Origin of the sequence: Actinomadura sp. KC06 (assembly GCF_004348735.1) — a bacterium.
Taxonomy (GTDB): Bacteria; Actinomycetota; Actinomycetes; order Streptosporangiales; family Streptosporangiaceae; genus Spirillospora.
In genome coordinates this window covers 1-19756 of record NZ_SMKT01000009.1, presented here as the reverse complement: position 1 = coordinate 19756, position 19756 = coordinate 1, and the positions used below count along the sequence as shown (strand labels likewise).

The following is a 19756-nucleotide window of genomic DNA, read 5'->3' as shown; positions in this document are numbered from 1 at the left end:
GACTCGGCATCAAGCCTGGAAGGCCAGGGTCACGGGGTGACGATGTCGAAGTCGGGGTCGACGTCGTCCAGCAGGCCCATCAGCGTGGTGAGCGCCCGGGGGTCGCCGTCGATCTGGATGTCGCCGAGATCCTGGGTGGCGACCAGGCGGAGCAGTTGCGGCTTCGTCAGCGTCAGCGTGAGGTCGGCCTGGGTGCCGTCGTGGGCGCGGGTCTGCGTGAGGACGCCGTTGGCCAGGCCGAGCCTGACCTCCTCCTTGAGATCGGTGAAATTCCAGTCGATGGTGAGGCGGTGCTCCCAGGCGCGCGGGCCGTCGACGCGGATGGCGATGGAGTCGAAGACCTGCTCGATGCTGAGCGCCATGAGGACGTCCTGGGACGTGGTGTCGAGCACCCCGGCGGGCTTGTCGCCGCGCAGTTCGGCGGCGCCCTGCAGGTAGTAGCTCCGCCAGGTGCCGTTCTCGCTGCCCTGCCCGAGCCGGTCGTAGACCCGGGCGAGAAGTTCGCGGGCCTCGGTGTTCCCAGGGTCGGCGAAGACGACGTAGTTCAGGACCTGCGCGGCCCAGCGCGTCTCGCCCGCCTCGAAGGCGGCCCTGGCCTTGGGCAGGACGATCTCGGCGCCGCCCATGAATTCGACGTGCTTCCTCGCCGACTCCTCGGGAGGCAGCTCCCACAGATGCGCGGGATTGCCGTCGAACCAACCCATGTAGCGCTGGTAGATGGCCTTGACGTTGTGGGAGACCGAGCCGTAGTAGCCGCGAGCGTGCCACGCCTGCTCCAGCGCGGGCGGAAGCCGGATCATCTCGGCGATCTCGATGCCGGTGTAGCCCTGGTTGAGCATCCGCAGCGTCTGGTCGTGAAGGTAGGCGTACAGGTCGCGCTGCTCGTGCAGGAAACGGGTGAGCTCGCGGGTGCCCCAGGTCGGCCAGTGGTGGGAGGCGAACAGCACGTCCGACTGGTCGGCGAACAGCTCGATCGCCTCGGTGAGGTAGCGGGCCCACACCCGCGGGTCGCGCACCAGCGCGCCGCGCAGCGTCAGGACGTTGTGCAGGTTGTGGGTGGCGTTCTCGGCCATGCACAGCGCCCGCCGTCCGGGGAAGTAGAAGTTCATCTCCGCGGGCGCCTCGGTGCCGGGGGTCAGCTGGAAGACGATCCGGACGCCGTCGACCGTCTCCTCCTGGCCGGTCTCGGTGATGAGCAGGGTCGGCTCGATCAGCGAGATGGTGCCGATGGACGTGTTCGGCCCGAGGCCCGCGCCGATCTGGCCGGCGGCGTGCCTGGGCAGGACCGTCCCGTACATGAAAACGGCCCGCCGGTTCATCGCCGTCCCGGCGTAGACGTTCTCGGCCACGGCGCTCTCCAGGAACCCGGCCGGGGCGATGACGGGGATGTCGGCGCCGTCCGGCACCACTCCCCTGACGCCGCCGAAATGGTCGGCGTGCGAATGGCTGTAGATGACCGCGGTCACCGGCCTGTCCCCCCGGTGCTCCCGGTACAGCGCCAGCGCCGCCGCCGCGCATTCGCTGGACAGCAGCGGGTCGACGACGATGACGCCGGCGTCGCCCTCCACGAACGAGACGTTCGACAGGTCGAACCCGCGGACCTGGTAAATGCCGTCGGTCACCTGGTAGAGGCCGTGCTTGGCGGTGAGCTGCGACTGCCGCCACAGGCTCGGGTTCGCGGTCTCCGGGCACGGGCCGTCGAGGAAGGCGTAGGCGTCCAGGTCCCAGACGACCTTGCCGGACGCGTCCTTGATCTTCGCCTGCGACGCCGAGCCGACGAAGCCCTTGTCGGCGTTCTCGAAATCGGTCCGGTCGTCCATCGACGGCATGGCGCTCACAGCTACTCCCCCGGAGTGAATTCGTCAGTACCCGAGCATTTCCCCCACCGGGCGGCGGATCACGACCAGCGAAGGGCAAAAGATCGTGAACGCCGGGCGGCGCGGCGTCGCTGTCGTCCGACGAGGAGGCCCACCTCCGCGAGGCGGTCAAGGCCGCCCGCGCACCACAGCCCGCCTGACCCACGTCCCGGACCCGCGCCCGGCGGCTCCTCTCCGGAGCCGCCGGGCGCCCCCCTTGCGACCGGCCGGCGCTCTGCGAGGATGGCCCGATGGACCCCCGACGCATCCGGCTCAGCCGGCGCCACAGCATGGAGATGGGTCAGCTCTTCGCGAAATTCCTCGAAGCCCATCCGGACGTCGAGTCCGAGGTCACCGGAGCCGAGATGACCCCGGAGCAGGACGCCGCATGGACCGCCTTCAGCGCCGACCTCTTCGCCCGCCATCAGGCCGAACGATCGGCCCTCGCAGCCGAACTCGAAGCCGAACAAAACCAGACCTGACAACCCCGTCCCAGTACCCATGAAGCCCTGGCGAGTGACCGCAGTTGGACTACCAGACGGCCATTCAGTGGAAGGCGGAATCGACCGGCACGGACGCTGGACCGACGCTCCGCCCGCGGACGCCGAGCCGCTCCCCGGACGGTTCGTGCTGGCCGGACTGGTCGACGCACATTGCCATCTGAGCATCGCCGACGACGGTGACGCCGCCGGCCCACGCCCGCTGCCCCTCCCCCAGGCCGGCCAGAATCTGCGCGCCGCGCAACAGGCGGGGATCACCCTGATCCGCGACATGGGCAGCCCCGGCGCCATCACATTGCAGATGCCGGTCGCCGCAGACGGCGCCGGATTGCTGGCAGCCGGACGATTCCTGGCCCCGTCAGGCGGGTACTTCCCGGCACTCCACGAACCGGTGGACGCCGACGACCTCGTCCAAGCCGCGCGCACCCAGATCGCTGCGGGAGCGCGATGGGTGAAGCTGATCGGTGACTTCCCCGCCGTTGAGCAGGGCGTGACACGTCCGCATCTGGCGCTGCCGACCTACGCGATCGAGGACGTTCGACGGCTGGTGCGGGCCGTCCACGCCGAGGGCGCTCGCGTCGCCGCGCACACGACCACCGCCTTGGCCGCCGACCTGGTCGCGGCCGGGGTGGATTCCATCGAGCACGGCGACGCTCTCACCGTCGACGCGCTGCGAGCCCTGGCCGACCAGGGCGGCGCTTGGACGCCCACCCTCTGCGCAGCCTTGGCGCCCGCCCCGCCCGACGATCCCGTACGCCGGCGACGCCTGGCTCAGCGCCGCGAGAGGCTCGCGTACCTGCTGGACGAGGCCGTCCGGCACCAGGTCACGGTCCTTGCGGGCACCGACGTCGTCGGCAACCTGCCCCGCGAGGTTCGTCTCCTCACCGAACTGGGCCTTTCCCCGCAGAGCGCGCTCGCCGCCGCCAGCAGCAACGCACGCCGTTACCTGCTCACCGACGGCACATCCGGGGACTTCGCAACGGGCCGGCCGGCCAATCTGGTCACCTACCACGACGACCCCCGCGATGACCCTGAGGTCCTCCGGCGTCCGGCCGCGACATTCGCCGCCGGCCACCGCCTCCACTAAGCCACCCCGGCAGCCTCGCCCAGGCAGCGCCCAGGCGCCGTCCGCGTACCCGCGCCGTGGTCGGCGCCACGACGAGCTGGCCGGCCACCATGAGCGGCCCTGCTTGTACGAATCGGAATATTGCGCAGATATCCACTAGTTCCAGGAATGCGGTCTCGCGACTTTTCCCTAGCGTCCGGGTAAGCGTTGAATGACGTCAGGTCGTCACTGTTGGCAATTCACCTCTGACAACGCCTTGACTACAATGATTTTCCAGTGGTCTTGATCAAAATTTCCGCCCGGAATTACGCCCACTGGAATGGAGGAAAACTTCCTGATGGACGACGTGCGCGCAGAAACCCGCGCCGCTGACCCCGCGGGGGCCGTGTCCGAGGACGTGTCGAAGTTCATCGAGCTCTCGGAGGTGCTCACCGGCTTCAGCCGCTACGACCTGCGGGGAACCGGAATGGCCGAGTCGTACCTGGACACGGTGAAACGCCAGATCGGCACGTCCAACTACGACGACCTGCTCGCCATCCTGGCGGCGGCCCCGCGCCAGAGCCCGGACTGGGACGGGCGCCCGGCCCTGCTGGAGGCCGCCAGGGCCATCGCGTACCTGTGGTACACCGGCGCCTCCGAAGCCGCCCCGCCCACGCGACAGGAGCAGCCATGACCGACACCGTGACCTCGCCCGGCCGGCTCGACGGCCGCCGCTACGACGTGATCATCGTGGGCGCGGGCATGTCCGGCAGCCTGGTCGCCAAGCGGCTCGGCGCGCAGGGCTGGCGGGTGCTCGTGCTGGAGGGCGGCAACGGCGGCACGCAGACCTGGCCCGGCTACCTGGACTCGCTCGACACCTTCCACTCGGCGGCGATCAAGGTGCCGAACTCGGCGTACCGGCACAACGCGGCCGCGCCGTCCCCGGACGTGCTCGACCTGTCGCCCATCCCCGGCGGGGACGGGTACCGCACCAGCGGCTACTTCCTGCAGAACGGGAGGCTGCCGTACGGCACCGACTATCTGCGCGTTCTCGGCGGTTCCGCGATGCACTGGCTGGGGGCCGTCCCCCGGATGCACCCCACCGACTTCCAGACCGAGACCCTGTACGGCTACGGGCGGGACTGGCCCATCGACCCCGACGAGATGCAGCGGTACTACGCACGGGCCGAGCACGAGATCGGTGTCGCGGGCGACGCCGCCGAGCAGCGCGAGTGGCTCCGGGACGTGGACGACCCCGACGACCCGTCCGTCATCTCCGACCCGCACTACCGCTACCCGATGCACAAGATCCCGCCGAGCCACATCGACGACGTGTTCCGCAAGATCGACGACACCGCGATCACCGAGGACGTGGGCGGCCAGACCGTCAACCTGCACGTCACCGCCCTGCCGCAGGCCCGGACCAGCACCCCCGACCCGGAGTACGACGGCGGCGCGGGATACCGTCCGACGGGCGCGGTGGGCCTGCCGAACTACGGGGAGCGGTGCGTCGGGAACGCCAGCTGCGTCCCGATCTGCCCCGTCCAGGCGAAGTGGACGCCGCTGCGGCTGCAGGCGCAGTGGAGCGACTCGGTCACGCTCGCCACGCGGAGCGTCGTGAGCCGCGTGCTCCTCGGCGAGGGCGGACACGTCCGCGGCGTGGAGTACCGGGCCTACGGGGATCCGGCGACCCCGGTCAGCGACGTGTACACGGCGGAGGCCGACATCGTCGTCCTGGCAGGCCACGCCATCGAGAACGCCCGCCTGATGCTGACCTCGCGCCTGGCCCCGAACAGCGGGCAGCTCGGGCGCAACCTCATGGACCACCCGACCATGCTCGCGTGGGCGCTGATGCCGTCGGGGAACCAGGTGGGGCCGTTCCGCGGGCCCGGCCACACGTCCGGTTACGAGAGCTTCCGCTTCGGCGACGCGCGCAGGGTGCGCTCGCCCTTCCGCATCGAGATCAGCAACTGGGGCTGGGGATGGCCGATGGGCGCGCCGTTCAGCAACGTCGCCGCCATGCTCCGCATCGGCGGCGACGCCGCCGGCGAGGTCCTCGAACTCGATCCCGCGCTGGACAAGTTCGGTCCCGCGCTGCGCAAGTCCCTGGGCGAGACGATCGGCCGCCAGATCTCCCTGCAGATCGCCGTGGAGCAGCCCGCGAACCCGTCCAACACGGTCACCATCGCCCCCAGGGACCTGGACGCGATGGGCAACCCCCGGCCGGTGATCACCTACGACCTCGACGAGCACGTCAAGAAGGGCATCTACGCGGCCCGGCAGGTGTCCATGAGGATCTTCGACGCGCTCCGCGCCGTCGACCGCACCGACTACGGGCCCGCCCCGGACGGCACGTACCCGGTCGGCCACTTCGCCTTCGCCCCGGACGAGACGTCCGAGCCGCTGGACCTCGGCTACCGGGGAGCGGGCCACGGCGCCGGGACGCACATCATGGGCACCGGCACCGGCGACTCGGTGGTGAACTCCGACCAGCGCACCCACGAGCATCCAAACCTGTACGCGGTGGGGTGCGGCAGCATGCCGTCCGTCGGCACGTCGAACCCGTCCCTCACGATGGCCGCGCTGACGCTGCGCAGCGCCGACGCGATCCACCGGCATCTGGTCGGGCTGCACCGTCCGGTCAACCTGAGCGCGCCGTCCAACGCACAGCCCAGCGCGCAGCCCACGGGGGTGAAGGCATGACCAGCGAGAACGCGTCCGGCGGACGGATCGTCCATGCCCACGAGCTGAAGTTCGAGCCGCCCGCCACCCTGGACGAACTCCGCACGTACCTCCAGTACGCCCTCCAGGTCGAGCACATCACGATCCCGCCGTACCTCACCGCGATGTACACGTTGCGTCCCGGCACCAACCGGAGCGCGTTCTACGTCATCCGCAGCGTCGTGCTGGAGGAGATGCTCCACATGACGCTGGTGTCGAACCTGCTCAACGCGGTCGGCGGCACCCCGTGCGTGGCGCATCCGGAGTTCGTCAAGAAGTACCCGGCCACGCTGCCGCTCAGCGCCGGGGACATCTCCGTCCCGCTCCAGCACTTCTCCCGGGACGCGCTGCGGACGTTCCTGCGCATCGAGCAGCCGCAGTCGCTGAGCGGCCCGCCCGACCCGAGGGGCTGGACGTCGATCGGCCAGTTCTACGCCTACATCCGCCAGGGCCTGATCAACCTGATCCGCGAACACGGCGAGGAGGGCGTTTTCACGGGCGCCCCGGGCAACCAGGTCGGGCCGGAGGACTTCTACAACTCCGGCGGCGAGGTCTTCAAGGTCACCGGCCGCGAGAGCGCCCTGCTGGCGCTGCGCGTGGTCAGCGAGCAGGGCGAGGGGCTCGGCGACTCGATCTGGGACAGCGACGACCAGATCTTCGGCGAGGAGCGCCAGGTCGCGCACTACTTCCGGTTCAACGAGATCGCCGAGGGCCGGCTCTACGGTTCGTACGACCTCCCGAAGGACCGTCCCAGCGGCCCGCCTCTCATCGTCACCTGGGAGGACGTCTACCGGATCGACGGCTCGTCGACCGTCGCCGAGTACGGAGAGTGCGACGACAAGTCCGTGTACCACCACGCGAAGGCGTTCAACGACGCCTACGCCGGCATGCTCGCCTACCTGCAGAAGGGGTTCACCGGGCAGCCGCGCGACATCGCGCACGCCATCCCGGTCATGCTCGAACTGCGGGATCGCAGCCAGGCCCTCTATCGCAACCCCCACCCGAAGCCGGAGAAGGCGGCTCAGGGCCTGTTCGCCAGCGCCACGTTCGAGATCGATCAGGCCACGATCGACCGCGCGGTCGAACACGCCGCCGCCCGCATCGAGGCGGCCGGACTGTCCGCCGGCGAGCCCATCGACCTGTCCGCCCTGACCGCACCCCGCCCGTCATGACATGCGGTCATGGCATGACGGACGGGGCGGTTCGTTCAGCGGGGTGATTCGTTCAGCGGGCCGGTCCGGTCAGCAGGCCGGGCCGGCCGGCAGCGGGTCCGGTCAGCAGGCCGCAGGGGTGACCACGTTGGCCCAGTCTCCGGTTCCGATGGAGCTGGCGACCTGGCCGCGCTCGGGGGCGTCGGCGCCGCAGGGCCAGAAGGTCGGCCCGCTGAACCAGCGGGTCGAGGAGCCGGCCTGGAGCGTCTTCGAGCCGCCGCCGTCGGTGGCCCAGCCGCTCGCCGCGGGGTCCCAGTGCTGGAGCGTGAAGTCCAGATCGACGTAGGAGATGCCGCGGTTCCGCGCTTCCAGGAACGGCTGGGTGGTGTAGGTCGTCTCGCCCACATGGACGACGTCGCTGCACATCTGGTAAACGACGGAACCGAGTTCGACCTCAGGGCCGCAGACGGTTTCCGTGGTCCGAGCGGAGGCGGTGGCCGCTCCGCTCAAGGCGGTGGCCAGCACGGCCGCACCCGTGATGACCGCCAGTCGACGCGAGCCGGGTAATAACTTCATGTGTTTCTCCCAGGAAGAAAATGACGCTGTGTTCGACATTTATAGATTTATCGAACGTTCCAGCGTCATATCAAGCCGACGGCCCTGGCCGCTGTCGGCCATCAGGGAGATAGCCGCAGGCCGTGAATTAGACCAGTGGCGTACTCGTGGCGCGGCGGTACCGCGTCATCGCCCAGCAGCAGGCCGGTGAAGGCGCAGTTGAGGCAGGCGCCGATCAGGAGGCGGGCGACGGCCTGCGGTTCCACCTCTTCCGCCACCCGTCCCAGCTCCTGCTCCTGGCGCAGGTAGGCGGCGACCGAATTCTCGGCCTGGTGGGGGCCGAGCTGGCGGGGCCCCATCACCTGCCGCAGCCTGACCAGCTGCGCCGGGCTGGCCACCACCGCCACCTTCGCGGCCAGGACCTCGTTGTAGAAAGTGATGGTCGCCTCCGCGACCATCACGAGGTTCTTGTGGACGCTGGCCTGTCCGACATGGGAGAGAAGGTCGGCGACGGTGCCGACGTAGACGGGCAGCCGGTCCTGCAGCAGTGAGAGGTAGAGGTGCAGCTCACCGTGTTCCCTGTGCTGCACCGAGCGCATCGAGTCGCTGACCGCCTCGACCACGCGGCGCCGCACGAGATCAGCGGGATTTTCGGACACGGAGCTGGAAGCAGGTCCCCGTTCGGGCTGCATGATCTCCCCAGGCTATTTCGGCATCCACGCGGGCATAAAAGTCCACCCACCCAATGGACCGCCATCAAGCGTCGGCCTTACCGGCGGCCGCGTCACGTGATGGCGAATCCAGATTATGGGCTACGCCTTTTGCAGGCAACGAAAACGAAATCTTGGTGGGCAAGATCTTCCGGTGCGGCGGGCGCGGTGCGACCGGGGTGAACGCGTCCGGCCTGCCCTCGCGGCTCGCTGACCTGTAGGACCGTGCCATTCGCTCGGTCATCCCGGCGCGCAAGGCGTTCCGATGCGCGGCGTGCAACCGGGACGGGACGCGTCCGGCCGGTTCCGTGCCGAGGGGGGCGCGTGTGTCGAACCGGTCGTGCGAGGACGCCGGCGGCACCGTCCTGATGATCCACAAGCCGGGAATCGAGCGGCTCGCGCCCGGCTGAACCGAACACTTATCGATGAGGGTTCTATCCCTTAGAACATTGTGTTCTCATATTCGGTAGTGGATGGTTCTGGATCCAGGGCTGGGGGCACCGGCGATGCCGACTTACCATGCGGCTTGGTGGAATCTGGAGAATCTCTTCGACGAGGAGAACTCGCCGCGGCGCACCGAGAAGGTGGCGCGGGTGATCAAGAACAGCATCGCCGGGTGGACGCCGCGGCTCCGGGACCGCAAGGTCGCCCAGCTCGCGTCGGTCATCGTCCAGATGAACGACGGCGCCGGTCCTGATTTGCTGGGCGTGTGCGAGGTGGAGAACCGGTTCGTGCTGGACCTTCTCGCCGACGCCGTCAACGAGCGGCTCCCGCAACGGCGGTATTCGATCGTGCACGCCGACACGAGCGATGCCCGCGGTATCGATGTGGCGTTCCTCTACGACCCGGATCTGCTGGAGGCCCCGGCGGATCAGGTGTTCTTCCATGTGGTGATGCGGCGCAACGCCACGCGGGAAATCGTCCAGGTCAACTTCCGCACCCGGCAGGGCCGCACGTGGGCGGTGTTCGGCAATCATTGGCCGTCCCGCAGCGGCGGGGCGTTCGAGTCGGCGGGCTACCGGCACATCGCCGCGGAAACGCTCGCGTTCTTCCATCAGCGGGTGCTGGAGGAGCACGGCGCCGACACCCCGGTGCTGGCGATGGGCGACTTCAACGACGAGCCGTTCGACGCGTCCCTCGTCACCCACGCGCTCAGCACCCGGCAGCGGCGGCGCGTGATCGAGGCCGACACGCCGCGGTTGTGGAACCTGATGTGGCCCGCCATCGGCACCCCGGACGGCAGTTTCTATTTCAACAATGAGCCGAATCTCCTCGACCAGTTCCTGGTCAACGTGAACATGGCCCGGCGGGAGGCGGCGATACGCGCGGACGCCGGCACCGTCCGGATCCTGAGGTTCCCCGGCACGGCGGCCACCGGCCCCTACCCGCGGCCGGTCCCTTTCGGCGGTATGGGGAAAAAAGTCGATGAGGACGGCTTCTCCGATCACTTCCCCATCGCCATGCGCGTCACCGAATCAGGCTAAGAGGCGCTAAAAAGCCGTCATTGGCCAGGCCCTGCCTTCGCGGCGTAATTCATACTGGCATTGGCGGTGAGCCATCGGTCGAGTGTGAGGGGGAGCCATGTCCTCGACCGCCAGAATCGACGGTGCTCTCAAGATGCCGTCGCTGGGCCCCGATGTCACGGCGGTCTTCTCGGGCGGCTGGTCGGCGGCCTACGACTGGGTGGCCGACCGGGTCGTGACCGAGGGCGCTCCCACCCGGATCCCGCTCCCCGCCCCGTTCGACCGCGACCTCGCCGGCGCGCTGCCGGGACAGGGAGGCTTCGCCGCCTTCCATTACGTCTTCAAGGACGACCGATACCTGCGGCTGAACGCGTCCGACAGCCTCCCGGACGGGTCGCCGCCCGCGGACATCGCCTCGAACTGGGACCTGCCGCCGGGCTGGACGTGGGTGGACGCGGTGTTCGCCGGAGGCGGCGTCAAGAGCAGGTTCGCCTATTTCTTCCAGGTCGACGAATACAACCGATTCGACTGGACGACGAACGCGAGGTCGCCGAACTACCCGAAGCAGTTCGCCCCGAACTGGCACGCGACCGGCCCGTTCACGGCCGGCATCGACGGCGAGATTCCGGGGCAGCGCTCGTTCAGCACGAAGGCCTACCTCTTCCGCATCGGCAGGACGGTGGTCGACGACGAGGGGCATCCGATCGCGCCCGGCCTCGGGAGGACGGTGTTCGCGCCCATCTACGCGCGCTACGACTACAACACCGAGACGTTCGAGTTCACGGTCACGGACCCGTTCGAGGTGGTGACCCAATGGCGGGGGCTCCTGCCGCTGCTCGACGCCGGGCCCGCCACCGACGTCGCTCTGGACTGGGTCGCGCGGACGCTGACGGCGCTGGCCGGCCCGTTGACGCCGGCCCTCGCCACCGCTTTCAGGAACCATTTCGCGATGACGGAGACGACGATCGACGTCGCGACGGTCAAGGCCCGGCTGGAGGAGATCCAGACGAGGCTCAACGCCATTCCCGACAGATTCCAGTGGACGCCGGGAATGCGGAAGGCGGCGCGGACGCGCCAGGACACCCTCACCGAGGTCGGCGACATGTTCTCCACACTCCACGGCCCGAACGGCAGGGCGGCCGTGCTCATTCACGAGGCCGTGCATTTCACGTTCGGGGCCGATACCGACGTCCCCGAGTGGTCCGGCGCCACGATCGGGGACAACACCTTCGGCATAGCGACCGATCCCGACACCGGCGCGTCGCTGGGCGCCTACGCGGATCTGAGCACCGCCGCCGCGCTGACCAATCCGAGCTCGTACGCCGCCTTCGCGCAGGAGGTGGCGCTCGGTTCCGACACGCGGTTCGGGGCGGGACGCCCGCAGGAGTGACCGCACGCTCCACCGGCGCCGGAGGAGGGCGCGATCATGAATCCCAGGGAACTGCTGAACGCCGTCGCGGCGCTGCTGTGGCCGCTGGCGGAGCGCGCGGTGACCGACGCGGCCGACCCGCTGGGGCTGTCGGGCCTGGGGGATGATCCCACCGCGCCGCCCGAGTTGCAGGGGCGGCTGCTGCAGCCGGTGAACGCCGTCCCCGGCGAGCGCGGTGGGCTCATGGCGTTCCTGCGGTCGGTGGTCGGCGACCTGGGGCCGGGGCGGCCGCTGCGGCTGCACGGGTGGCGGCGCCCGGACGGGCAGCGCGGTCTGGCCCTGGTCGCCAGGCAAGGGGACGTCTGCGCGGCGCTCGCCGTGGTCCCCGGCGGTCCTCAGCTGGACGTCGTGGTCACGGGACGCCTCCGCGTCGAGCACGAGAACGGCCCGTGGGGGCTTGAGGTACTGGCGAGCGGCTTCTCCGGCGCCTGGGATCTCACGGTCGTGCCGGGTGCTCCGCCGACCGTGCGGACGCCGGACGCGTCCGGTTCGATGAGGGTTCTCCTGTTCCGTTCCCTTCCAGTCCGCTCGGGCCCGCCGGGTCTGGCCGTGGACAAGATCGTCGCGCAGCTGGACGTCGACGTCGCGGCGGCCGCGCCCCAGCTGAGCGTCGAGCTGAAGGGGTTCAGCGTGGCGGTCGTCCCGGACGACCTGTCCGGCCTGCTCGGCCCGCTCATGACCGCTCCGGCCGGGCTGCAGATCGTCGCCGACCGGGCGGGCGGCCTGCGTTTCGCCGGGACGGGCGCCACCGGAATCCAGCTCAGGCACGGTGTCCGGCTCGGGCCCGCGTCCGGCGGCGGCAGGGCGGTGCCCGGGGCATCGCCCGGAGTGGACGTCCTCCAGCAGGGCATCGAGCTCCGCCTCGCGGGGCAGGACCTCGTGATCGGCGCGCGCGTGTCCGTCGCGGTCCGGCCGAGGGGGCTGCCGCTGCGGGCGGGCGTGGCGCGGATCGGGCTCGACCTGCCGATCGCGCTGGCCGGGGACCGGGTGGGCCCGCTCCCGGACCGGTGCGCGCTCGTCGGCCCGGACGGCCTGCACGTCGACCTGGACGTCGGCCCGGTCAGCGGCGGCGGCGCCCTGCAGCGGACCGGGCCCGGCGCGTACGGCGGCGTCCTCGACCTGGATCTCGCGGCCCTCTCGGTGAAGGCGGTCGGACGGCTCCGGCCGCCGTCCGGGAACGTTCCAATGTCGTTCCTCCTGCTGCTGAGCGCCTCGTTCCCGCCGCCGGGCATCCAGGTCGGCCTCGGCTTCGCCGTGGACGCGGTCGGCGGCATCGTCGGGATCGGCCACCGCGCGGACGCCGACGCGCTCCGCCGCATGGTCGCCGACGGGCACGCCGACCGGGTGCTGTTCCCCGACGATCCGGCCCGCCGGGCCGGGGAGATCATCGACGCGCTGGGGGCCGCGTTCCCGGAGGCGCGCGGCCGCTTCGTCGTCGGCCCGATGCTGCGGATCACGTGGAGCGGCGGGATCGTGTCGCTCGCCGCCGCGGTGATCCTCGACCTGCCAGCGCCGCCGCAGTTCCTGCTGCTGGGCCGGATGCTCGCCGTGCTGCCGCACAAGGAGGCGCCGATCGTCCATCTGCAGGCGGAGCTGTACGGGCGGGTCGACCCGGGCGTGCCGTCGGTGGAGCTGCTGGTGTCGCTGACCGGGTCCTGGATCGCGGGCGTGCCGGTCTCCGGAGACATCTACCTGCTGTTCCGCGGCGAAGGCGAACGGGGCGGCGGGGCCGACTTCGTGCTGTCGGCGGGCGGGTTCCATCCGCGGTATGTCCGGCCGCCGGGGGTGCCGGAGCTCGACCGGCTCAGGCTGGCGCTGGGCGGCGGGCTCGGGCTGCGCGCCGAGGCGTACTTCGCCGTCACGTCCAACGCGGTGATGTTCGGCGGGCAGGTCCGCCTGGAGGCCACGATCGCGGGCTGCGGCGTGGAGGGCTGGCTCGGGCTCGACACGCTGTTCGTCTTCGACCCGGTGTTCTCGTTCTCGGCCCGCGTGTTCGCCGGGGTCGCGGTGAAGGTGCTCGGGGAGCGGCTGGCCGGGGTCGCGCTCGACTTCACCCTCGAGGGTCCCGCGCCGTGGCACGCGTTCGGCACCGGCAGCGTCTCGGTGCTGTTCGAGGACATCTCGCTCGACTTCGACGTGACCTGGGGATCCAAGCCGGCGGTGGCGCCGCCGCCGGTCGATCCCGACCTGCCCGCCCGGAGGCTCGGGGAGGCGTTCGCCAAGCGCGAGGCGTGGTCGGCGCGGGCGCCCGTCCGCGACCGGACGGGCCTGTGGCTGACCGCCGACGCGAAGGCCCGGGTGGCGGACGGCGAGCTGATCCACCCCGACTCGGTGCTGTGCGCCCGGCAGTCGGTGCTGCCGCTGAACGTCACCTTCGACCGGTTCCAGCGGATGCCGATCCCGCCGCAGCGGTGGCGGCCCTTCTTCGCGAGCCTCGGCGGCACGGCGGTCGAGAACCCGAACCCTGTCACGGACCGGTTCGTCCCGGCGGAGTTCTTCACCATGACCGAGGACGAGCGGCTCGGCGGCGAGGCGTTCCGGGAGTTCGTCAGCGGGCTGGAGTTCTCCGCCGACCCGTCCGCGGCCGCGCTGGACGCGCCGCGGCGGGCCGCCGACGGGTACGAGACCGGCTACCGTCCGGAACGTCCGCCGCATCTGAGCCTGCACGCGGTCGACCTGATGGCCGAGGCGTTCGCGCGGCGCTGGGACGCCGCCGAGCGGGTGGAGCGCTGGCGGCGCGCCGAGCCCCTGGTGCGGCTCGCATGAGCGGCCGCTGGTTCGCCTCGTCGGTCCGGGTCGGCGCGATCGCCTCCGCCGCCCCCGGGCCGGACGGACGCGCGCAGGTGCGTCCGTCCATCACGATGACCCGCACCACCCCCGAGGGCGGCCACGGCGACGAGATCACCTTCCCGGCCCCCGGCGCCGCGATCACCCTGCCGCTGATCGGCCCCGGCGACGTGTTCGGGTTCGACCGGGGCCTGGTCGCGCGGCAGGAGCCGCCGGACGGCTGCGTGAACGCGGCCACCAACGAGCTCGCATCCGTCGAGTTCGCGCACGCCGACCTGCCGTGGCAGCTGTCGCCGCCGGGCGCGCCGCCCTGGCTGGCGCTCGTCGTGCTGCGCGAGGACGAGGGCGTCCCCGCCGAGCGCCGCCCGCTGCCGGTGGTGACGATCCCGCCCCAGGCCCAGCCCGACCTGGCGCGGGCGGCGATGTGGGCGCACGTGGAGGCGCGGCTGACCGGCGAGGACGACCTCGGCAACCGGATCCTCGCGGGCGTGCGGCGCAGGTCCGACGCCGTCATCGCCCGGCTGGTCTGCCCGCGGCGGCTCGAGGAGGACACCCCCTACGTCGCCTGCGTCGTGCCCGCGACGGCCGGGGGCCGCGAGGCCGGGCTGACCGGACGGTCCGCCGACCCGCGCCGGGCGGCCGTGCCCGCGTGGACGGCGGGCGCCGCCCCGGTCGAGATGCCGGTGTACTACTGGTGGCGGTTCCGGACCGGCCCGGACGGGTCGTTCGAGGCGCTCGCGCGGCGGCTCGTCGGCGTGGACCCGTCGACCATCGAGGGTTTCGGCGTCCGGACGGTCAGCGTGCGGCGGCCGTGGCCGCACCGCGAACCGCCCGAGGGGACGCCGCCGTCCGTCACCGCGAGCATTCAGGGCGCGCTGCGGATCCCGGGCTCCGAGGTCGCCGACGAGGTGTGGGAACCCGCGTCGCCCGCCCAGGAGACGTTCATGGACGAGCTGCTCGGCGAGCTGAACGCTCCCGGACGCAGGTTCGATCCGACCCGTCCGCCCCCGGAAGGGGTCGGTCCGGTGACGCCGCCGCTGTACGGCAGCCACTTCACCGGGCTGCGGCGCGCGGACGCCGCCGGCTGGCAGACGACGCTGAACCTGCAGGTCAGGTATCGGGTCGCGGCGTCGCTCGGCGCCCGCTACGTCCAGCTGGAGCAGGAGTTCCTGATGGCGCGGGCCTGGGAGCAGGCCGGGCCGATCCGCGAGGCCGCGCGCATGGTGGCGGCCGCGGAGCTGGCGGCGGAGAGCGGGCGGCGCGTCCAGGACAAGCACCTGACGACCATGGACCAGGTCGCCTTCACATCGCTGTCCGCCCCGCTCGGCGGGACCCTGCAGATCGAGCTCGGGTTTGAGCGGACGGGCGAGCCGCAGCCGCTCGGCGACGTGGTGGACGAGACCGCGGTCCCCGGCGGCGCGTTCACCACGGCGTTCGCCCGGCTGACCCGGCGCGGCGGCGGGCTGGCACGGCGCAGCGCCCGGGCCGCGCAGCGGCCCCCGCAGGAGGAGGCGGCCCTGGCGGCGGGCCTGGAGGGGACCCGGCTGCTCGGCCCGCCCGCGTCCTGCACCGAGGCCACCGGCGACGTGAGCGCGCTCGGCACCCGGCAGACGGACCCGGTGGGCGCGGCCGCCGCCGGGCGGCTGGCGATGCTCATGGACGGCGAGCTGTCCCAATGCCAGGTCCGCGGCGACTACTCCGGGCACGCCGACTTCGCCGGCTTCGGCGACGCCGTCACCGCGCCGGACACCTCGACGCTGGGGAACCTGACCCAGACGCTCGCCGGCGAGACGGGCACGTCCGAACGGACGGTGGTCTCCAGCGGCTGGCTGCGCGGGCTGCGCCGGACGGCCGACTTCGTGTCCCTGGACACCCCGCAGGACATGGGCGGCGCCCTCGGCATGGGCGCCGCGACGCTCGCCGACGCCATCCGCACGGAGATCGAGCCGGTGCGGCTGCAGCTGGCGCGCGTCCAGGAGAGCGTCTTCGCGCCGGGGGTGCAGGAGACCGCCGTCCCCGACCCCCGCCCGCTGCGGCCGATCATGGCGCATCCGTCGTTCGACGTCCCGATGGCGGTGGAGCTGTTCCGCCGCTGGCCAGAGTGGGCGCTGCCCGGCATCGGCGGCCTGCCCGAGGACTCGGTCGTCCTGCTGGAGACCAACCCCGCCTTCGTGGAGGCGTTCCTGGTCGGGCTGAACGACGAGTTCAACCGGGAGCTGCGCTGGCGGGAGTACCCGACCGACGAGCGCGGGACGGCCTTCGCCCGGTTCTGGTCGTCCCCCGACCAGGGCCTGCCGCCCGACATCGACGAGATCGCGCGCTGGCCGCTCGGGACCCCGCTGGGCGGGCACGACCGGATGGGCGGCAGGTCGCTGCTGACGCTGCTCGTCCGGGGCGAGGTGCTCCGCCGCTTCCAGGGGACGGTCATCTACGCCGTGCAGGCCGCCGAGGACGGCACCGTCCCGCCGGAGGGCGCCGGCGTCTGGATCGAGCCCGCGTTCGCCGTCCCGGCGGACGAGTCGACGAACCTCTACGCGTTCGAGACGCCCACGCGCGAGCAGGTCGCCGCCGGCGGATGGCTGTTCGTCATCCGCGAGCCGATGCGCGGGACCAGGTTCGGCTTCGACGACGTCCCGGCGTCCGGCTCCCCTCCGCCGCTCACCCACTGGTCCGACCTGACCTGGGCGGGCGTCCCCGTCGACGGCCGCGGCTTCGTCGTGCCGCACCGCGTCGGAGACGAGCCGCCCACGCCCGGGGAGGAGAACGGGACCGATCCCGCCTGGGGCCGGGACGCGGCCGACATCGCGCGGATCGCGTTCCAGCAGCCGTTCCAGCTCGCCTACCGTGCCGAGGAGATGCTTCCCGGTGGCTGACGTCTTCGCGCTCCGGCGCGACGCCGACGACCTGCGGCTCCGCCGCGACACCGCGATCGCCGCCGCCGACGACCACGAGCTGTGGGTCCGGCGGCTGGAGGAACGCCTGGTGGCGGGCATGACCATGTACAAGCACGGGGTCCCCACGCAGGTGAAGCTCGACCAGGAGCGGGAGGGGCAGGACCGCCGCCGGGCGGCCGCCGCCGATCTGGGCGACACGCTGAACCTCGTGCTGCTGGAGCTCGCGGAGGAGCTCGGCTCGGGCGCCCCGCTGTTCGGCTCCGGGAACGGCGGGCCGATCGCGCTGCTCCCCGTCCGGCTGGAGACCCGGTTCACGCCCGACCGGCGGCGGATCATGGTGCGGGTCTACCCGGACGACCTGCACATCGACGCGCACGAGCCCCGGCTGACCGCGGCGGAGGCGGAGGCGGGCCGCGCCTACTGGGCGGCGCCCGGCGAAGCCGCCTGGCAGCGGCTGCTGACCACGCTGAGCCCCGGCCGCGCCGCCTGGACGGTCCGCGCCACGCGTCCGGGCGCTCCGGCGCCGGAGATCCGCCCGGACGGGGAGCGCCGCCCGCCCCGGGTGACGACCCTGCCCGACCACTGGCGGTTCATCGGCCTGACCGGCGGGGCCGTGGTCGTCGACACGACGGCGGAGCGCGTGCCGGACGTCCTGCCGCTGAGCCTGCTCGCCCCGGACGCCGAGCCCCGCCACTGGGCCGTCGACTTCGAGGCCGCCGTCCGGGCCGGGATGGCGACCATGCTGGACCTGCCCGACGGCGTCGAGCACCTCGACGAGCTCATCGCGGTCGGCGTCCGGCAGGAGGAGCCCGGCCCGGCCGCGGCCCGGCTGGCGGACCTGCTGCTCGGGCACGCCTACAACAGCGGGCTGGCCTTCCTGCCCGCGGGCACGCCCACCAACAACACCCCGCAGACGCGGTCGGCGTGGTCGTCGCGGCCGGACGTCCCGCCGCCGGTCCCCGACGACCCGGCGCTGGAGCCCGGCACGGCGGCCGCCGCGCTGGCCGCCGCGCTCGGCCTGCCGGACGGACGCTTCCTCGGCCTGTGCGACGGCGCGGACGACGTGTCCGACCGGGCCATCGCCGGGATGTGCAGGATCGGGTGGGGCGGGCTGGCCCAGGGGTTCTGCCGGGCGGCGACGACACGGTTCGACCTGGCCACCCTGGAGCCCGACGTGCCGGGCTCCGACCCGGACACCGGCTCGCTCCCCGACCCCCGGCCGTGGCGCGAGCTCCGGGAGCATCTGGCCGGGTTCGTCCGCAGCCGCGGCCCGCTCCCCACGATCCGCGTCGGCCGCCAGCCCTACGGCGTCCTGCCGGTGGCCGGCCTGGACGAGTGGCGCCCGGACGACCAGGCCGAGGACGCCGGCACGGAGGAACTGATCGTCGAGTGGCTGCTGCGGCTGCGGCACCACTGGCGGGCCGCGCTCGCCCCCCGCTGGATCCCGCGCGTCGGGGAGGGGCGTACCGCCGACCGGGCCGCCGTGGACATCCTCTCGCGGCTCCCGGTCGCGACCGACATGCTGATCCGGCGCGTGCACACCGGGCGCACGACGATGGAGGCCGCCGACCGCATGGCGCCGGGACCGGTGCTCTCGGTCGGCGGCGTCCCGCCCGAGTCCGGGCTGCGGTGGCAGGTGCCCACCGACGTGACCACCGACCTGGCCCGCGACCCCGAGACGGACGTGACCCGGATCGACTACGACCGCTTCCGGCAGCAGATCGCCCCCGACCCGGAGGGCCACCGGGCGCTCTTCGAGATCAGCCGGCAGCGCGTCGCCGACGCCCTCGCCCTGGTCCGCGAGGAGCTGACGCTCGACGAGTACCTGGCACGGTGGCCGATGTCGCCGAGCGGCGAGATCCTCGTCGAGCAGCGTCCGGAGACCATCTTCGACATGGTCGGGTCGCCGGATCTCCTTCCCGCCGTGCTGATCACCGACAACTGGAGCCAGCTGCCCGTCGACACTTTCGACGACCCGGTCGCGATGGCGCTGGCGCTCCCCGGGGTCGTGGACAGGTGGGTGCAGCTCCGGATGCCCGACGTGGGCGGTACCCCCGACCTCGTCGCGGGGGCGCACCAGACGGCGCGCGAGGCCGCCCGGCTCGCGCCGACGATCATCGAGGCCCTGGACGCGCTGACGAAGGTGCCGCTGGACGATCTGGGCCCGCTGCTGATGGAGGTCCTCGACGTCTTCTCCCACCGCCTGGACGCCTGGATCACCTCGCTCGCCGCCAAGCGGCTGGCGGCGGTCCCGTCCGGCGAAGGCGTCCGGATCGGCGGGTACGGCTGGGTCGAGGACCTGCGGCCGTCGGACGAGCCGACGGTCACCGTGGACCTCCCCGACGGCGAGCCGGTGGCCCTCTCGCTCCAGGACGGCTACATCCACGCGCCCTCCCTGCACCATGCCGCCACCGCCGCCGTGCTGCGCTCCGGCTTCCTCGCGCACCAGGGCGACCAGACCCTGGCGGTCGACCTCACGTCCCGGCGGGCCAGGACGGCGCGGTGGCTCCTGCGCGGCGTCCGCAACGGCCAGAACCTCGGGACGCTCCTCGGCTACCGCTTCGAGCGCGCCCTGCACGACGCGGAGCTCGACGACCTGATCCCCGGCTTCCGCCGGAGGTTCCCCGCGCCCGCCGCCCCCGAGC

At 72.0% G+C, this 19756-nt stretch carries 13 protein-coding genes; 10 read left to right on the top strand and 3 right to left on the bottom strand.

Features of this window, described 5'->3' with window-relative positions:
- Positions 1–29 precede the first annotated feature (29 nt).
- Positions 30–1829, bottom strand: a complete 1800-nt coding sequence (locus E1287_RS05075) for an alkyl sulfatase dimerization domain-containing protein (RefSeq protein WP_207934027.1) — start codon at positions 1827–1829, stop codon at positions 30–32.
- 278 nt (positions 1830–2107) lie between these two features.
- Between E1287_RS05075 and E1287_RS05070 the strand changes: the two genes are divergently transcribed.
- The 5 genes from E1287_RS05070 (at position 2108) to E1287_RS05050 (ending at position 7294) form a co-directional block, all read left to right on the top strand.
- Positions 2108–2338, top strand: a complete 231-nt coding sequence (locus E1287_RS05070; protein ID WP_131963639.1) for a hypothetical protein — start codon at positions 2108–2110, stop codon at positions 2336–2338.
- A gap of 67 nt (positions 2339–2405) precedes the next feature.
- The gene (locus E1287_RS05065; protein WP_165968885.1) at positions 2406–3443 is read left to right on the top strand and encodes an amidohydrolase family protein; all 1038 of its coding nucleotides are present in this window, start codon (positions 2406–2408) and stop codon (positions 3441–3443) included.
- Positions 3444–3741: 298 nt separating this feature from the next.
- Entirely contained in the window at positions 3742–4095 is a 354-nt protein-coding gene (locus tag E1287_RS05060) for a hypothetical protein (RefSeq protein WP_131963637.1), read from the top strand.
- Complete coding sequence (locus E1287_RS05055; RefSeq protein ID WP_131963636.1) at positions 4092–6104, top strand: GMC family oxidoreductase; 2013 nt, start codon at positions 4092–4094, stop codon at positions 6102–6104. The genes E1287_RS05060 and E1287_RS05055 overlap by 4 nt, the downstream gene beginning before the upstream one ends.
- Positions 6101–7294, top strand: coding sequence for a ferritin-like protein (locus tag E1287_RS05050; protein WP_131963635.1), 1194 nt, complete (start codon positions 6101–6103; stop codon positions 7292–7294). Before E1287_RS05055 ends, E1287_RS05050 begins: the two co-directional genes overlap by 4 nt.
- A 102-nt stretch (positions 7295–7396) precedes the next feature.
- Here E1287_RS05050 and E1287_RS05045 read toward each other — a convergent pair whose 3' ends face one another.
- Complete coding sequence (locus E1287_RS05045) at positions 7397–7888, bottom strand: hypothetical protein (RefSeq protein ID WP_131963634.1); 492 nt, start codon at positions 7886–7888, stop codon at positions 7397–7399.
- 62 nt (positions 7889–7950) lie between these two features.
- Positions 7951–8487 (bottom strand): hypothetical protein, encoded by a 537-nt coding sequence (locus tag E1287_RS05040; RefSeq protein WP_131963633.1) that lies wholly within the window; start codon positions 8485–8487, stop codon positions 7951–7953.
- A gap of 557 nt (positions 8488–9044) precedes the next feature.
- Between E1287_RS05040 and E1287_RS05035 the strand changes: the two genes are divergently transcribed.
- The 5 genes from E1287_RS05035 to E1287_RS05015 form a co-directional block, all read left to right on the top strand.
- Positions 9045–10022, top strand: coding sequence for an endonuclease/exonuclease/phosphatase family protein (locus tag E1287_RS05035; RefSeq protein WP_131963632.1), 978 nt, complete (start codon positions 9045–9047; stop codon positions 10020–10022).
- Between the two features lie 97 nt (positions 10023–10119).
- The gene (locus tag E1287_RS05030; protein ID WP_131963631.1) at positions 10120–11391 is read left to right on the top strand and encodes a hypothetical protein; all 1272 of its coding nucleotides are present in this window, start codon (positions 10120–10122) and stop codon (positions 11389–11391) included.
- Between the two features lie 36 nt (positions 11392–11427).
- Positions 11428–14196, top strand: coding sequence for a DUF6603 domain-containing protein (locus tag E1287_RS05025; RefSeq protein ID WP_131963630.1), 2769 nt, complete (start codon positions 11428–11430; stop codon positions 14194–14196).
- Positions 14193–17090 (top strand): hypothetical protein, encoded by a 2898-nt coding sequence (locus E1287_RS05020; protein ID WP_131963629.1) that lies wholly within the window; start codon positions 14193–14195, stop codon positions 17088–17090. Before E1287_RS05025 ends, E1287_RS05020 begins: the two co-directional genes overlap by 4 nt.
- Positions 17083–19756 (top strand): hypothetical protein (locus tag E1287_RS05015; protein ID WP_207934018.1); only part of this gene is annotated, 2674 nt, incomplete at its 3' end. The genes E1287_RS05020 and E1287_RS05015, both read left to right, overlap by 8 nt.

What these genes read in the sequence shown, in the direction of transcription:
- E1287_RS05075 (WP_207934027.1), bottom strand. Translation starts at nt 1,829, where the DNA reads ATGCCGTCGATGGACGACCGGACCGATTTCGAGAACGCCGACAAGGGC.
- E1287_RS05050 (WP_131963635.1), top strand. Translation starts at nt 6,101, where the DNA reads ATGACCAGCGAGAACGCGTCCGGCGGACGGATCGTCCATGCCCACGAG.
- E1287_RS05020 (WP_131963629.1), top strand. Translation starts at nt 14,193, where the DNA reads ATGAGCGGCCGCTGGTTCGCCTCGTCGGTCCGGGTCGGCGCGATCGCC.
- E1287_RS05025 (WP_131963630.1), top strand. Translation starts at nt 11,428, where the DNA reads ATGAATCCCAGGGAACTGCTGAACGCCGTCGCGGCGCTGCTGTGGCCG.
- E1287_RS05045 (WP_131963634.1), bottom strand. Translation starts at nt 7,888, where the DNA reads ATGTCGAACACAGCGTCATTTTCTTCCTGGGAGAAACACATGAAGTTA.
- E1287_RS05035 (WP_131963632.1), top strand. Translation starts at nt 9,045, where the DNA reads ATGCCGACTTACCATGCGGCTTGGTGGAATCTGGAGAATCTCTTCGAC.
- E1287_RS05060 (WP_131963637.1), top strand. Translation starts at nt 3,742, where the DNA reads ATGGAGGAAAACTTCCTGATGGACGACGTGCGCGCAGAAACCCGCGCC.
- E1287_RS05055 (WP_131963636.1), top strand. Translation starts at nt 4,092, where the DNA reads ATGACCGACACCGTGACCTCGCCCGGCCGGCTCGACGGCCGCCGCTAC.
- E1287_RS05030 (WP_131963631.1), top strand. Translation starts at nt 10,120, where the DNA reads ATGTCCTCGACCGCCAGAATCGACGGTGCTCTCAAGATGCCGTCGCTG.
- E1287_RS05070 (WP_131963639.1), top strand. Translation starts at nt 2,108, where the DNA reads ATGGACCCCCGACGCATCCGGCTCAGCCGGCGCCACAGCATGGAGATG.